Source organism: Pseudomonas sp. PH1b, from assembly GCF_000633395.1.
Classification (GTDB): Bacteria; Pseudomonadota; Gammaproteobacteria; order Pseudomonadales; family Pseudomonadaceae; genus Aquipseudomonas.
Window position 1 is genome coordinate 176,274 of the sequence record NZ_AYMU01000007.1, and the last position, 12,984, is coordinate 189,257.

Annotated in this window: 13 protein-coding genes; 6 read left to right on the forward strand and 7 right to left on the reverse strand. The window is 62.5% G+C overall.

Translation table 11 applies throughout. The features are described 5' to 3' along the window. Positions 1-220: 220 nt before the first annotated feature. The 4 genes from U873_RS0113420 (at position 221) to U873_RS0113435 (ending at position 2,539) form a co-directional block, all read left to right on the forward strand. Positions 221-661 carry a hypothetical protein gene (locus U873_RS0113420; RefSeq protein WP_025128744.1) on the forward strand — a complete coding sequence of 147 codons (441 nt, stop codon included), beginning with the start codon at positions 221-223 and terminating at the stop codon, positions 659-661. Positions 662-1,057: 396 nt separating this feature from the next. Continuing rightward, complete coding sequence (locus U873_RS37240; RefSeq protein ID WP_073698924.1) at positions 1,058-1,423, forward strand: glycine zipper domain-containing protein; 366 nt, start codon at positions 1,058-1,060, stop codon at positions 1,421-1,423. A gap of 107 nt (positions 1,424-1,530) precedes the next feature. Then, a complete protein-coding gene (locus U873_RS36940; RefSeq protein ID WP_177330268.1) occupies positions 1,531-1,692 on the forward strand; it encodes a hypothetical protein in 162 nt (53 codons plus the stop codon). Between the two features lie 151 nt (positions 1,693-1,843). After that, positions 1,844-2,539: an HAD-IA family hydrolase gene (locus tag U873_RS0113435; RefSeq protein ID WP_025128746.1), complete on the forward strand. Its 696-nt coding sequence runs from the start codon at positions 1,844-1,846 to the stop codon at positions 2,537-2,539. A 111-nt stretch (positions 2,540-2,650) separates the two neighbouring features. On the opposite strand, the gene U873_RS0113440 is transcribed toward U873_RS0113435, so the two are convergent. Further along, positions 2,651-3,397, reverse strand: a complete 747-nt coding sequence (locus U873_RS0113440; protein WP_025128747.1) for a 3-oxoacyl-ACP reductase family protein — start codon at positions 3,395-3,397, stop codon at positions 2,651-2,653. A 126-nt stretch (positions 3,398-3,523) separates the two neighbouring features. Between U873_RS0113440 and U873_RS0113445 the strand changes: the two genes are divergently transcribed. Continuing rightward, complete coding sequence (locus U873_RS0113445) at positions 3,524-4,447, forward strand: LysR family transcriptional regulator (RefSeq protein ID WP_025128748.1); 924 nt, start codon at positions 3,524-3,526, stop codon at positions 4,445-4,447. Positions 4,448-4,490: 43 nt separating this feature from the next. Here U873_RS0113445 and U873_RS0113450 read toward each other — a convergent pair whose 3' ends face one another. The 3 genes from U873_RS0113450 to U873_RS0113460 form a co-directional block, all read right to left on the reverse strand. Continuing rightward, positions 4,491-5,219, reverse strand: coding sequence for an aspartate/glutamate racemase family protein (locus tag U873_RS0113450; RefSeq protein ID WP_025128749.1), 729 nt, complete (start codon positions 5,217-5,219; stop codon positions 4,491-4,493). Positions 5,220-5,273: 54 nt separating this feature from the next. Beyond that, the gene (locus U873_RS0113455; RefSeq protein WP_025128750.1) at positions 5,274-6,821 is read right to left on the reverse strand and encodes an NCS1 family nucleobase:cation symporter-1; all 1,548 of its coding nucleotides are present in this window, start codon (positions 6,819-6,821) and stop codon (positions 5,274-5,276) included. Positions 6,822-7,309: 488 nt separating this feature from the next. Further along, positions 7,310-8,044 carry a phosphoadenylyl-sulfate reductase gene (locus tag U873_RS0113460; RefSeq protein ID WP_025128751.1) on the reverse strand — a complete coding sequence of 245 codons (735 nt, stop codon included), beginning with the start codon at positions 8,042-8,044 and terminating at the stop codon, positions 7,310-7,312. Positions 8,045-8,219: 175 nt separating this feature from the next. Between U873_RS0113460 and thrH the strand changes: the two genes are divergently transcribed. Further along, entirely contained in the window at positions 8,220-8,837 is a 618-nt protein-coding gene (thrH, locus tag U873_RS0113465) for a bifunctional phosphoserine phosphatase/homoserine phosphotransferase ThrH (RefSeq protein WP_025128752.1), read from the forward strand. Between the two features lie 126 nt (positions 8,838-8,963). Here the strand turns inward: thrH and pabB are convergent, their stop codons facing one another. From pabB to U873_RS0113485, 3 genes are all read right to left on the reverse strand, one after another. Next, positions 8,964-10,307, reverse strand: coding sequence for an aminodeoxychorismate synthase component I (gene pabB, locus U873_RS0113475; RefSeq protein WP_025128753.1), 1,344 nt, complete (start codon positions 10,305-10,307; stop codon positions 8,964-8,966). 157 nt (positions 10,308-10,464) lie between these two features. Continuing rightward, positions 10,465-11,451 (reverse strand): alpha-L-glutamate ligase-like protein, encoded by a 987-nt coding sequence (locus U873_RS0113480; protein WP_025128754.1) that lies wholly within the window; start codon positions 11,449-11,451, stop codon positions 10,465-10,467. Beyond that, a complete protein-coding gene (locus U873_RS0113485) occupies positions 11,451-12,983 on the reverse strand; it encodes an inactive transglutaminase family protein (protein ID WP_025128755.1) in 1,533 nt (510 codons plus the stop codon). The genes U873_RS0113480 and U873_RS0113485 overlap by 1 nt, the downstream gene beginning before the upstream one ends. Between the last annotated feature and the right edge of the window lies 1 nt (position 12,984).

Consider the following 12,984-nt stretch of genomic DNA (forward strand, 5'->3'; position numbering starts at 1 on the left):
TTTTTAATTATTGTTTGCGTATTAATTTTTTAGCTGTTTTCGAGTAGTCGTATTAGTTGATTTTTGCCAGGGAGCAGGGCGGAACAGGAGAGTTCTTCTGCTGTTTAAGATTGTTCTTATCTCAATCATTAATAACTGGAGATATGTTCGTTCTCCCGATTTATGCGGGGCTGCGCATCCAGCGATGATGCCTTTATATGAAACGCGATAAGGAAATAACGTGAAAGCCATTTTTAAACTCCTCGCTCTCTCTACTCTCGTAGCTGCAGCCACTGGTTGCACCAGCTACAACATCAGCCAGCCATCCGCCCCTATCGACAGTCAGGTTAAAACTGACTTGAAGGCCGATGTGGCTGTGGGCGAGGCAATCTCGGGTCAGTCGTCGGTGAACATTCTGTTCGGTTTCCTGAAGTTTGGCGGTGACAGCCAGTTTGCCGATGGCGTGGCCTATGGCGGTGATGGCGGTGGCGCTCTGGGCGGCCTGGGCTTTGACCCGGTCAGCGCAGCCAAGTCCGCTGCTGCGTTCAAGGCCGTCAAGGCGTCGGGCGCAGACCTGATCGTGGCACCGCGCTATGAAGTGAACGAAGAAAACTACTTCGTCTTCAAGAAGGTTTCGGTCACTGTCAAAGGCAACAAGGGCAGCATTCGCAGCATCCGCTGAGACCCTGTTGCCAGAGCGTCCAGGCCGCTGTCGAATCGGTTGCATGAGTGGTCAACCCAGGGCTGCTTGTGTGGATCGGGTTCGAGCATTTTCAGCAAGGTGATCTGAACATATCGTCTGGATAGGAGGTTGTGCGATCCGCGGCTGTTGCTCCCGGCCGTGGATGCTTTTCACGAAATCTTCACATCTGCCTGAGTACGCTCAAACCATCCGTTAAAAAGCAATATCCCTAGCCCGTTCCCCAGCGGGCTTTTTTTTGCGCGACGATAAAACTCTTTTAAAATCAGCTGTCCAAGCCACCTGAGAACACCCGGGTGTGGCTGTAGCCGCCGGTTTTTGGGGGCGTGGCGCTGGGCTTTTGTGTCAGTTCGACAGTCTTTTTTCGAGGTTCAATTCATGCGTTTAACTCTACCTGCCCTGGTTGTGGGACTTCTGCTGGCTCAAGGCGCAATGGCCGGTGATGGCACTGCTGCCATCGGTGGCGGCCTGGGTGGTGCGCTGGGTAATGTGGTCGGGCAGCAGCTTGGCGGCAGCACCGGTGCAGCCATTGGTGCGGGTGTGGCCGGGGCGGCAGGCAGCGCGGCAGGCGCACGTAAAGGCAGCCGGGCCAAAGCCGCGATTGGCGGTGGCCTGGGGTCGGCCGGGGGCTCGCTGATCGGTAATCGCCTGGGCGGCAGCACCGGTTCCACGGTGGGTGCCGGTATTGGCGGCGCTGCAGGTGGAGCCCTGGGGAGCAGCATGGGTCACAAGAAGCGTCATTGATCTTCGCGCCTGTTTGAAAAACCCGGCCTCGTGCCGGGTTTTTCATGCGTGCTGGTCGGGGCTTGCCATACTGGCAGCAAGCATTTCCATTGCCCCAGGAGAGGATCATGCCTAGTGCCATTCCAGGCCCAGCAGTGCCAGACCCCGCAGAGCCGTCGGTGATCAACGATCCGGGGAACGAAGACCCCGGCTCCTTGCTGGACGACGCGCGGGTGCCATTGCAAGAGGCTCCTGACGAGGACGCAAACGAACCCGATCCTCACGAGTGAATGCCCTGGCATGGCCTTCATCTGGCCACGGTTGCTCGCGACCCGGCCCCGCCGCTATGCTGCTGAATCCTTTAATTGAAGCGTTGCCGAGCACAACCGGCCGTACCTGAGCCGTTCCCTGGAATGTAACTTTGCTAACGGATCAGATGGGATGAATGCACAGTTGAATGATTTGGCGCCGATCAAGGCGGTTATTTTCGACATGGACGGCTTGCTCCTCGACACTGAGGGTATCTACACCGAGATCACTCGCTCGATCGTCGAGCGCTATGGCCGTACCTACGATTGGACCATCAAGCAGAACATCATTGGGCGCGGCGCCGCGGACCTGGCGCAGTACGTGGTGCAGGCCCTGGACCTGCCCATCAGCGCCGAGGAATTCCTGACCTTGCGTGAGCCGCTGATGCGCGAGCGTTTTCCTCACGCTGAAGCGATGCCGGGTGCCCAGCAGCTGGTGCGGCATTTGAAGGCGCACCGGATCCCCATCGCGGTGGGCACCAGTTCCTCGCAGATGTCCTTCGGAGAAAAGATCACTCGCCATGGCGACTGGTTCGCGCTGTTCGACACCATAGTCACCGCCGACGATCCTGAGGTGACGGCAGCCAAGCCGGCGCCGGACATCTTCCTGACCGCGGCCCGGCGCCTGGGCGTGGCGCCCGAGGAGTGCCTGGTGTTCGAAGACTCGCCGTTCGGCGTGACGGCGGCCAAGGCTGCCGGCATGAGCGTGATCGCTGTACCGGATCCGGCGATGGCAGACGCCAGGTTTGCCCATGCCGACGGGATTATTCGTTCGCTCAAGGGCTTTCAGCCCGCTGCCTGCGGCCTGCCGCACCTGCTCTGGTCCTGAGACAGCAATCACCTCGATAGAAGGGCGCAACGCGTCGGCGCTACTCTTTGCGCCAGCACCCTGAAAAACGGGCCAACCTGATACCGGTGGCCCGTTTTTTGTGCCGTGGCGTCAGGCGCTGAAACCGCCGTCGATGCTCAGGTTGGCACCGGTGATGTAGGCCGCTTCGGGGCCGGCCAGGTAGGCGACAAAGCTGGCAATCTCTTCCACCTTGCCGTAGCGGCCCACCGCCATCATGCCCATCAGGCTGGCGGCGAACTCGCTGTCTGCCGGGTTCATGTCGGTGTCCACCGGCCCGGGTTGGACGTTATTGATCGTGATGCCACGGGGGCCCAGGTCGCGGGACAGGCCTTTGGTCAGCCCCACCAGCGCGGCCTTGCTCATGGCGTAGGGGCCGCCACCGGCGAAGGGCATGCGATCGGCGTTGGTGCTGCCGATGTTGATGATGCGTCCACCTTCGCCCATGTGCCGTGCGGCCTCCTGGGTCGCGATGAACACACTGCGCACGTTGATTGCCAGGGTCTGGTCGAAGTCTTCCAGCTTGAACTCGTCCAGTGGCGCGACGGCCAGTACACCGGCGTTGTTCACCAGGATATCGAGGCGGCCAAAGGCCTGGACGGTGCTGCTCACGGCGTTGCGGATAGCCACCGCATCCGCGCTGTCGGCGTGAATCGCCAGGGCCTTGCCGCCTTTGGCGATGATGCTGTCACGCAGGGCGTGGGCCTTGCTCGTCGAGCTGACGTAGGTGAAGGCGACGCTGGCACCTTCGGCCGCCAGGCGCTCGACGATGGCTGCGCCAATGCCACGGGAACCGCCTTGGATCAAGGCCACTTTGCCGCTGAGGGTGTGCTTGCTCATGGGTGTCTCCAGAGATTCAAGGCCGGGTTGCCTTGTGCTTGAGGGCGAGTATCAACCGTTGATTAGGCTCTGTGTAGTCGGTAATCCCTATACTCTGTGTAAACCAAAAGTTGAGAATCGCTGTCTATGGAAGCCTTCAGCAGTATCGAGTGTTTTGTTCGCAGCGCCGAAGTCGGCAGTTTTGCCGAAGCGGCCCGTCGCCTCGGCCTGACCCCGGCGGCGGTCGGCAAAAGCGTCGCCAAGCTGGAGGCCCGGGTTGGCGTCAGGCTTTTTCAGCGCAGCACCCGGCGCCTGACCCTGACCGAGGCCGGGCAGGTGTTTCTGGCAGAGGTCAGTGACAGCCTGCAGACCATCCAGAACGCGGTAAGCACCCTGGCCAATGTCCAGGGGCGTCCGGCCGGGACGCTCAAGGTCAGCGTGGGAACGGTATTCGGTTGCCTGTACATAGTGCCGATGCTGGGGGCGTTCCTGCAGCGCTATCCGGACATTCACCCGGACTGGCATTTCGACAATCGCCAGGTGGACCTGATCGGCCAGGGATTCGATGCGGCCATCGGCGGTGGTTTCGAGTTGCCGCAAGGATTGGTGGCTCGCCGGCTGTCACCCGCCCATCGGGTGCTGGTGGCCAGTGCCGCCTATCTCCGGGATCGCACCGCGATCAGCGCGCCCGAGGACCTGCGGCATTGCCGGGGAATCCTGATCCGCTCGCCACAGACCGGACGCATCCGCACCTGGCAACTGACTGGGCGTGAAGGCGGCATGCAGCCTCTGGAGCTCAAGGCCGGCATGACCATGAGTGACTCCGAGGCCGCCTGCATCGCCGCGGCCCAAGGCTTGGGGGTGGCCCTGGTGAGCATGCCGTTTGCCGTCAATTACCTGCGCTCCGGCACCCTGCAGCGGGTGCTGCCGGATTGGTATGTGGATGACGGTTTCACCTCGATCTACTACGCCGAGCACAAGATGCTGCCGGGCAAGACCCGAGCCTTCGTCGACTTCGTCATCGAGCAGTTCGCCGAGCAGGGCCTGGCCGGCGCGTTCAGCGCCATCTGAAAGCGGTGGCCGGTGCTGCGCTCGGCGAACTGGAGCAGCAGCTTCAGCGGCCCTGGCGCATCGGCCAGCCAACCACACGCTTGGGCCGAGGCGTCGCGTAGGTCCGCACCTTGGACGTGGACAGCCCCAGGCGCACCAGGGATTCGGCGATGGTCACCGCCGCCGTCACGCCGTCCACCACCGGCACCCCGGTGCGCTGGCGGATCTGTTCATCGAGCCCGGCCATGCCGCCGCAGCCCAGGCAGATGACTTCGGCCTTGTCTTCGGTCACCGCCAGTTCGGCCTGGCGGACGATGGATTCCACCGCCCGCAGCGGGTCTTCCTCCAGCTCCAGTACTGCCAGGCCGCTGGCCCGGACCGAAGCGCAGCGTTCATACAGGCCGGAGAGTCTCAGGCGGTCCTCGATCAGCGGCACGGTGCGATCCAGGGTGGTCACCACCGAGTAGGCGTGGCCGAGGAACATCGCGGTGCTGGCGGCGGCATCAGTGATGTCCACCACCGGCACATTCAGCAGCTCCTGCAGGCCTTCGCGGCCATGTTCGCCGTAGCCGGCCTGGATCACCGCGTCATAGGGCTGGTCGTAGGCCAGCACCCGGTCCATTACGGCAATCGCCGCCAGGTAGCTTTCAAAGTTGCCTTCCACCGATTCGGCGCCGAAGTAGGGGGTCAGGCCGATGATCTCGGTTCCTGGCGCCGCCACGCTTTGCGCCTGGCGGGCGATGGCTTGGGTGATGCTGTCGGTGGTGTTGACGTTGACCACGAGAATTCGCATGGGGGTTCCTTGTCGAGGGGCAATTCAGGGCCCGGCGGACCGGGCCGTTCACATTCAATGGCTGACGTTGTCCACGGCGATCGACTCGCCGCTGACGTCCGCATACCCGGGCTGACGCCGGGCGATGATCAGGTAGAGCAGGCCGGCGATACCGGCACCGATCAGCCAGGAAAAGGGCGAGACGCTGGCAAAGCCCGGCACCAGGGCCAGGACAATGGCGATCAGGGCGGCGGGAATAAATGCCGCCACCGCCCGCAGGTTGACCCCGCGGCTGTAGAAGTACGTGCCTTGGGGGTCTTCGCTGTACAGCTGGGGCACGTTGACCTGGGCTTTGCGCAGGATCCAGTAGTCCACCATGATCACCCCGTACAGCGGGCCCAGCAGCGCGCCGAGGCCGGAGAGGAAGTACACGATCACCAGCGGGCTGTTGTACAGGTTCCACGGCAGGATCAATACCGCGAGCGCGGCGCTGATCAGCCCGGCACGACGGAAGGTCAGGTACCTGGGGGCAAGGTTGCTGAGGACGAAGGCCGGGGCGACGAAGTTGGCCATGATGTTCACCGCCACGGTAACGATCAGGAATGCCAGGCAGCCCAGGACCAGGAACAGGGTGTTGGGGATCGAGGCGATGATCTCGGTGGGGCTTTCGATGACCCGGCCATTGATCTGGAACTGCGCGCCGCACAGCAGCACGGTGATGGTGGCGAACACCAGGATGTTCACCGGCAGGCCCCAGAAGTTGCCGATCTTGATGGTCTTGCGGCAGGGCGAGGAACGGGCGAAGTCGCAGAAGTTGAGGATCAGGGTGCCGTAGATTGCCAGCCACAGGGCGCCGCCGGCGAAGATCTGCCGCCACATTTCGCCGCCGGTCAGCGGCTCGCGGATCGACCAGGCGATCTGCCCGTCGGCCTGGGTGTACATCCAGGCGGCCAGGCAGGCCACGGTCAGCAGGATGATCGGCCCGGCGAAGGCTTCGTAGCGCCGGATCATCTCCATGCCGTAGGCGAGGATCGCCAGTTGCACCAGCCAGATCACCAGGAAGCAGGCCCAGCCCAGGGTCGACAGGCCGAGGATCGAGTTGTGGTCGTAATCGGCAAAGCCCGGATGGATGGCCGTGAGCAGCACCCGGAACACCACCGAAGCCAGGTAGGTCTGGATGCCGAACCAGGCGATGGCGATCACCGCGCGGATCAGCGCCGGAATCTGCGCGCCATGGATGCCGAAGCTGATGCGACTGATCACCGGGAACGGCACCCCGGTCTTCTGCCCCATGTAGCCGGACAGGTTCATGAAGAAATACACCAGCGCCGCGCCTATCCCCAGGGACAGCAGGATCTGCCAGCCGCCCAGGCCCAGGGCATAGAGGCCGATGGCGAAGGAGTAGTTGGCGATGTTGTGCACATCGTTGGTCCACAAGGCAAAGATGCTGTAGCCACCCCAGCGCCGGCCTTCGACCTTGGTCGGTGCCAGGTCGCGGTTGTGCAGGCGTGGGCTGAGCGTAATGGGGGTCGGATGGGCATCGGCGACCGGTTGTTGGACGTTGTGCGAATGCAGCGAGGAGGGCAGATCCAGTGCGATGTTGTTGGAAGGGCTGGTACGCATTCCGGCATGCTCCTGACTCCGGCCCTGGATGACTGTGCTTGAGCGACGGGGCTCGACAATCTTCGTCACAGGGGAGGAATCACTGGGTTCGGGGCATCTGCAGCTTGAGTCGTGGGTCAGGCTTGCGGACGGTTAGTGTATGTATGTTTTGGTTTTTTTGTATACAAAACATAGATCGACTAAAGCCACTTCTGTGCCAATTTCGCGACTATGAAATTGGCTGCTGATTTCGTTTTGTTATGGGTTATTCCTAACCTTCTGAAAATACGAGATTAAAAATTGACCGTTTGAACAGGTATTTATTTTTCGCCGGGCGCGGCTTGGCGTCCCATGGATATCGGCGGAGGAAAGGCTTGTAACCTTTTGGGGCGGGGGAGGTTTTAAGTGCACACAAAAATGGCACCGACGGTGACATTCTTGTGTACAGGCTTTGCTGCAGGTTGGCTGTTCAGTGCGGGCGTCCTTCAGGCGCGCCCGCAGGGAGGGGGTCAGGCTTTGCTGATGATGTTGCCGGCGTGCAAGCCGCATTCCTTCTGGGTGGCTTCCTCCCACCACCAGCGGCCTTCGCGCTCGTGCTGGTTGGGCAGTACCGGGCGGGTGCAGGGCTCGCAACCGATGCTGATGAAGCCGCGCTCGTGCAGGCTGTTGTAGGGCAGTTCGAGCATGCGGATATAGCCCCAGATCTCTTCGCTGCTCATCTGCGCCAGCGGGTTGAACTTGTACAACGGGCGTTCCGGCGTGGAAAAGGCGCTGTCGATTTCCAGCACCGCCACCTGGCTGCGGGTGCCGGGGCTCTGGTCGCGGCGCTGGCCGGTGGCCCAGGCGCTGACCGTGGACAGCTTGCGGCGCAACGGCTCGATCTTGCGAATGCCGCAGCACTCGCCATGGCCATCCTTGTAGAAGCTGAACAGGCCCTTTTCCTTGACGAAGGGTTCAAGCTTGCTGTGGTCCGGCGAGATCAGCTCGATGTCGATCTTGTAGTGCTCGCGCACCTGATCGATGAAGCGATAGGTTTCCGGGTGCAGGCGACCGGTGTCGAGGCTGAATACCTTGACCTGCTTGTTCAGCTTCCAGGCCATGTCCACCAGCACCACATCCTCGGCACCGCTGAAGGAGATCCACAGGTCATCACCGAACTGGGCGAAGGCCAGCTTGAGGATGTCCTGGGCGGACTTGTTGGCATAGGTCGCGGCAAGTTCAGCGACGTCGAACGATGGGCTCATCAGGGCGGTTTCCTACAGGTCGGTGGCGCTGCGCGCTCTATAGGGGGGCGATCTTAACAAAATCCGCAGCCTGCTGGCGCGCTCCTCTGCGTTGCGCCTTGCGGGGCGAATCGCTAGAGTTCGGCAGCCCTTTTGCTCGCTCAATTTAAATAATCAGAACCAATGGGAGTGTCTTGTGGAAATTGCCTGTCTCGATCTGGAAGGTGTACTGGTCCCGGAAATCTGGATCGCCTTTGCCGAAAAAACCGGGATTGAATCCCTCAAGGCAACCACCCGGGATATTCCCGACTACGACGTGCTGATGAAGCAGCGCCTGCGGATTCTCGACGAACACGGCCTGAAGCTCTCGGACATCCAGGAAGTGATCGCCACCCTCAAGCCCCTGGAGGGCGCGGTGGAGTTCGTCAACTGGCTGCGCGAACGCTTCCAGGTGGTGATCCTTTCCGACACCTTCTACGAGTTCTCCCAGCCGCTGATGCGCCAGCTGGGCTTCCCGACCTTGCTCTGCCACCGCCTGATCACCGATGACAGCGGTCGGGTGAGCGGCTATCAACTGCGCCAGAAAGACCCCAAGCGCCAGTCGGTGCTGGCCTTCAAGAGCCTGTACTACCGGGTGATTGCGGCGGGGGATTCGTACAACGACACGACGATGCTGGGTGAGGCGGATGCCGGCATCCTGTTCCATGCCCCGGACAACGTGATCCGCGAATTCCCGCAGTTCCCGGCGGTGCACAGCTTTGCCGAACTGAAGCAGGAATTCATCAAGGCTTCCAACCGCCCCCTGAGCCTGTAAAGCCGTTCTCGTAGGAGGCGGCTTGCCGGCGAAGGGGCCCTTGGATTTTGCGCAAATCCTGGCGACGCCTTCGCTGGCAAGCCAGCTCCTACGGGGGGAGAGCGAGGTGCTCTTGCCGGCGAGGCCCTAAAGCCCCTGCAGCGTCTCCAGCAGCACCCGTACCTTGGTGATGGATTCCTGGTACTCCTCCTGCCAGTCCGAATCCGCCACTATCCCGCCGCCGCCCCAGCAACTGATCTGTCCGTCCTTGGCCAGCAGGCTGCGGATGGCGATCGAGCTGTCCATTTCCCCGCGCACGTCCAGGTACAGCAGCGAGCCGCAGTACAGCGCCCGCCGGGTGGGCTCCAGCTCGTCGATGATCTGCATCGAGCGGATCTTCGGCGCGCCAGTGATCGAGCCGCCGGGGAAGCTGCCGGCAATCAGGTCCAGGGCGTCCTTGCCGTCCGCCAGCTCGCCAGTGACGCTGCTCACCAGGTGGTGGACGTTGGGGTAGCTCTCCAGGCTGAACAGTTCCGGCACCCGCACCGAACCGATGCGACAGGTGCGCCCCAGATCGTTGCGCAGCAGGTCGACGATCATCAGGTTTTCCGCCCGGTCCTTGGGGCTGCCCAGCAGTTCGGCGGCATTGGCTGCGTCTTCGGCGGCGTCTTGCCCGCGGGGGCGGGTGCCCTTGATCGGCCGGGTTTCCACTCGGCCCTGGCTGAGGTGGACGAAACGCTCCGGCGACAGGCTGAGCACCGCGCCACCGTCCGGCAGGCGCTGGAAGCCGGAGAACGGGGTTGGGCAGGCGGCGCGCAGGGCGCAATAGGCCGTCCAGGGATCGCCCTGGTACCGGCCGCGAAAACGCTGGGCGAAGTTCACCTGGTAGCAGTCGCCGGCCTGGATGTAGTGCTGGATGCGCTGGAACGCCTGGCGGTAATCGTCGGGCGCCAGGTCTGGAAGCATGGCGCTGGTCAGCTTGAACGCTGGCGTCGAGGTTGCCAGGGGATGGCTGAACAGCTGGATCAGGCGTTGGCGCTCGCCGTCCTCCAGGCTCGGGTGGAACACCAGCTGGCTGGTGCCTGCCTGATGGTCGCTGATCAGGGCCCAGGCATACAGGCCCAGGCATGCATCAGGCAGTTGCAGGTCGTCCCGGGCCTGGCTCGGCAGGCGCTCCAGGTGCCGTCCGAAGTCATAGCCGAGGTAGCCGATCAGGCCGCCGGCGAAGGGCAGTTCATAAGGCGCGGGCAGTTCGGCCTGACTCAACTGCGCCAGATTGTCCCGCAGGCGTTGCAGAAAACCGCTGCCGCTTTCGTCGGCCGCCACCGCCAGTTCCGCCACAGGCCAGGCGCTGAGCAGGTCGTAGCGACCGCGCTCGGCGCTCGGCCGGCCGCTGTCGAGCAGCACGGCCCCGGGGGCGTGTTCGATGGCCGCGAAATACTCGGCGGGGTTGGCGTGATAGGGGAGCGGGTGTACGGAACAGGTCAACATGCGGGGCAAATCAGCCATCGGAGCGCGGTTGGCGATTGTAGTCCTCTGCAGGAGTTGCTCCTAGAGGGATGTCGGCGATTGCCCCATTCGCGGCGTATTTGCCGACCTGTAGCCACCGCCTGCTGCGACTTGTGGCGCAGCAGGCGGCGGGCAGGGCTCAGCCCTCGCGCGCAGGAATATGGCCGAACAGCTCCTGGGCGAAACGCACCCGCTCCTCGACGGTTTCGACGATGCCCCGGGTCTTCAGTTCTTCCAGGTGGGCCTCGACGGCGTGGGTGCGCTGGGTCAGGCCGCAGTCGTTGGCGATCTGAATGTTCAACCCGGGCCGTGCATTGAGCTCAAGGATCAGCGGGCCCTTGTCCTGGTCCAGCACCATGTCCACGCCGATGTAGCCCAGGCCGCAGAGTTCATAGCAACCGGCCGCCAGCTTCATGAAACCGTCCCAGTAGGGCAGTTGCACGCCGTCCACGGCGTTGGTGGTGTCCGGGTGCTTGGTGATGATGTTGTTCAGCCAGGTGCCGCGCAGGGTCAGGCCGGTGGCCAGGTCGACGCCGACGCCGATGGCGCCCTGGTGCAGGTTGGCCTTGCCCCCGGACTGGCGGGTCGGCAGGCGCAGCATGGCCATCACCGGGTAGCCCATGAGCACGATGATGCGAATGTCCGGCACGCCTTCGTAGCTGATGCTCTTGAAGATCTGGTCCGGGGTTACCCGGTACTCGATCAGCGCCCGGTCGCGGTGGCCGCCCAGGGAGTACAGGCCGGTGAGGATGCTGGAAATATGGTGCTCGATTTCCTCGTGGCTGATGATCTTGCCGGACACCGTGCGATAGCGGCCCTCGAAGCGGTCGGCAATCACGATGATGCCGTCACCGCCGGCGCCCTGGGCTGGCTTGATCACGAAGTCGTTGCGCCCGTCGATGATCTCGCCGAGCTTGTCGATTTCCTTCTCGGTGGAGATCACCCCATACAGTTCCGGCACATGGATGCCGGCCTTGATCGCCCGTTCCTTGGTGATGATCTTGTCATCGACGATGGGGTACAGGCTGCGCTTGTTGTACTTGAGCACGTAGTCGGCGTTACGCCGGTTGATGCCCATGATTCCCCGCGCTTCCAGGGCTTTCCAGGTCTTCCACAGGCCGAACATCAGGAGTCGGCCTTGACGAAGGCTTTGAAACGCACCAGCTCCGTCAGGCGGTAGCCGCGGTAGCGACCCATCGCCAGCATGAAGCCCACCAGGATCAGCAGCATCGCCGGGAAGGTGAAGACGAAGTAGGTAAGCTCCGGCACGCTCATGATCAGGTGCGCCAGGGAGGCGGCGAACAGGGTGCCGATGGCGACTTTCATCGCATGGCCGCCGCCGCGCTCTTCCCAGGTGATGGACAGGCGTTCGATGGTCATGGTCAGGATCACCATCGGGAACAATGCCACCGACAGGCCGCGTTCCAGGCCCAGCTTGTGGCTGAACAGGCTGATGGCGGCGATCAGCACCACGACGAAGGTCAGCACCACCGAGAGCCTCGGCAGCATCTGCAGCTTGAGGTGTTCCAGGTAGGAGCGCAGTGACAGGCCCAGGGCGGTGATCACCGTGAACAGCACGATGCCGAAGCCCAGCTGGGTCTCGCGAAAGGCCAGGGCGATCAGCACCGGGGTAAAGGTGCCCAGGGTCTGCAGGCCGATCAGGTTGCGCAGCACCAGGATCACCAGCACGCCGATCGGGATCATCACCATGATCATGAAGGTTTGCTGGGTCTGCAGTGGCAGGCCGTACAGCGAGTATTCGAGGAAGTTGGCGTCGGTGTTCTCGTCGGTCAGCTTGGCCAGGCGGATGGCGTTCATCTCGCTGTTGTTGAGGCTGAAGGTGACGTTGGCCTTCTTGCCGCCATCGACGGTGATCAGGTTGTCGTCGCCGGTCCACCACAGCAGGCGGTCGCTGGGCATGCCCTGCTCACCGGTTTCCGGGTTGAAGTACAGCCAGTCGGTGCCGTTGAAGCTGCGCAGCCACAGCTCCGGGCTTTGCGGCTGGTCGGCCACCAGGCGAATGGTATGGACCTTCTCCATTGGCACGTGGGCGATGGACAGCAGCAGCTCGACGATCTTCGCCTTGTTGGCGCTCGACGAGTCGCCGGCCAGCAGCAGCTTGGCGTTGTCGTCGTTGGCGTTGTTGACCCGCTTGATGGCTTCGCTGATGAAGGTCTCGACGTCGGCCGAATGCTGGCGGATCGGTGCCAGCAGGGCATCGGCGGCAATCTTCTCCGGGCCTTCAACGGCCATGCTGTCGCGGAAAGTCGGCCCTTTGACCTTGGATTTCTCGGCGCTGTAGCGCTTGGTCAGCACCAGGCGGTAGTACAGGGTCTGGTTGCCCTTGGCCCGGCGTGCCGACCAGGTGACCTTGCGATTGCCGTCGACGCGGTTGACCGCCACCCCGTAGTTGTTGGAAATGAAGCTCTCGTTGAGGCTCACGTAGTCGCGGCTCAGGGGCGGCACGAACATCTGGATCTTGATCGGGTCCTTGCCGTTGGCGACGAACTCGACCTTGGCATCGATGTTCCACAGATCGTCGGTGGCGTCTTCGGTCACCGGAATGCCGAGCACGAAGATCTGATAGGCCGTGATCGAAATGCCCAGCACCACCAGGATGGCGATCAGGACTTTCAGATGAAGGGTAAGAGAGCGCATT

Coding starts and splice junctions, on each gene's coding strand:
- U873_RS37240 (WP_073698924.1), top strand. CDS start 1,058: ATGCGTTTAACTCTACCTGCCCTGGTTGTGGGACTTCTGCTGGCTCAA.
- U873_RS36940 (WP_177330268.1), top strand. CDS start 1,531: ATGCCTAGTGCCATTCCAGGCCCAGCAGTGCCAGACCCCGCAGAGCCG.
- U873_RS0113435 (WP_025128746.1), top strand. CDS start 1,844: ATGAATGCACAGTTGAATGATTTGGCGCCGATCAAGGCGGTTATTTTC.
- U873_RS0113440 (WP_025128747.1), bottom strand. CDS start 3,397: ATGAGCAAGCACACCCTCAGCGGCAAAGTGGCCTTGATCCAAGGCGGT.
- U873_RS0113445 (WP_025128748.1), top strand. CDS start 3,524: ATGGAAGCCTTCAGCAGTATCGAGTGTTTTGTTCGCAGCGCCGAAGTC.
- U873_RS0113450 (WP_025128749.1), bottom strand. CDS start 5,219: ATGCGAATTCTCGTGGTCAACGTCAACACCACCGACAGCATCACCCAA.
- U873_RS0113455 (WP_025128750.1), bottom strand. CDS start 6,821: ATGCGTACCAGCCCTTCCAACAACATCGCACTGGATCTGCCCTCCTCG.
- U873_RS0113460 (WP_025128751.1), bottom strand. CDS start 8,044: ATGAGCCCATCGTTCGACGTCGCTGAACTTGCCGCGACCTATGCCAAC.
- pabB (WP_025128753.1), bottom strand. CDS start 10,307: ATGTTGACCTGTTCCGTACACCCGCTCCCCTATCACGCCAACCCCGCC.
- U873_RS0113480 (WP_025128754.1), bottom strand. CDS start 11,451: ATGTTCGGCCTGTGGAAGACCTGGAAAGCCCTGGAAGCGCGGGGAATC.
- U873_RS0113485 (WP_025128755.1), bottom strand. CDS start 12,983: ATGCGCTCTCTTACCCTTCATCTGAAAGTCCTGATCGCCATCCTGGTG.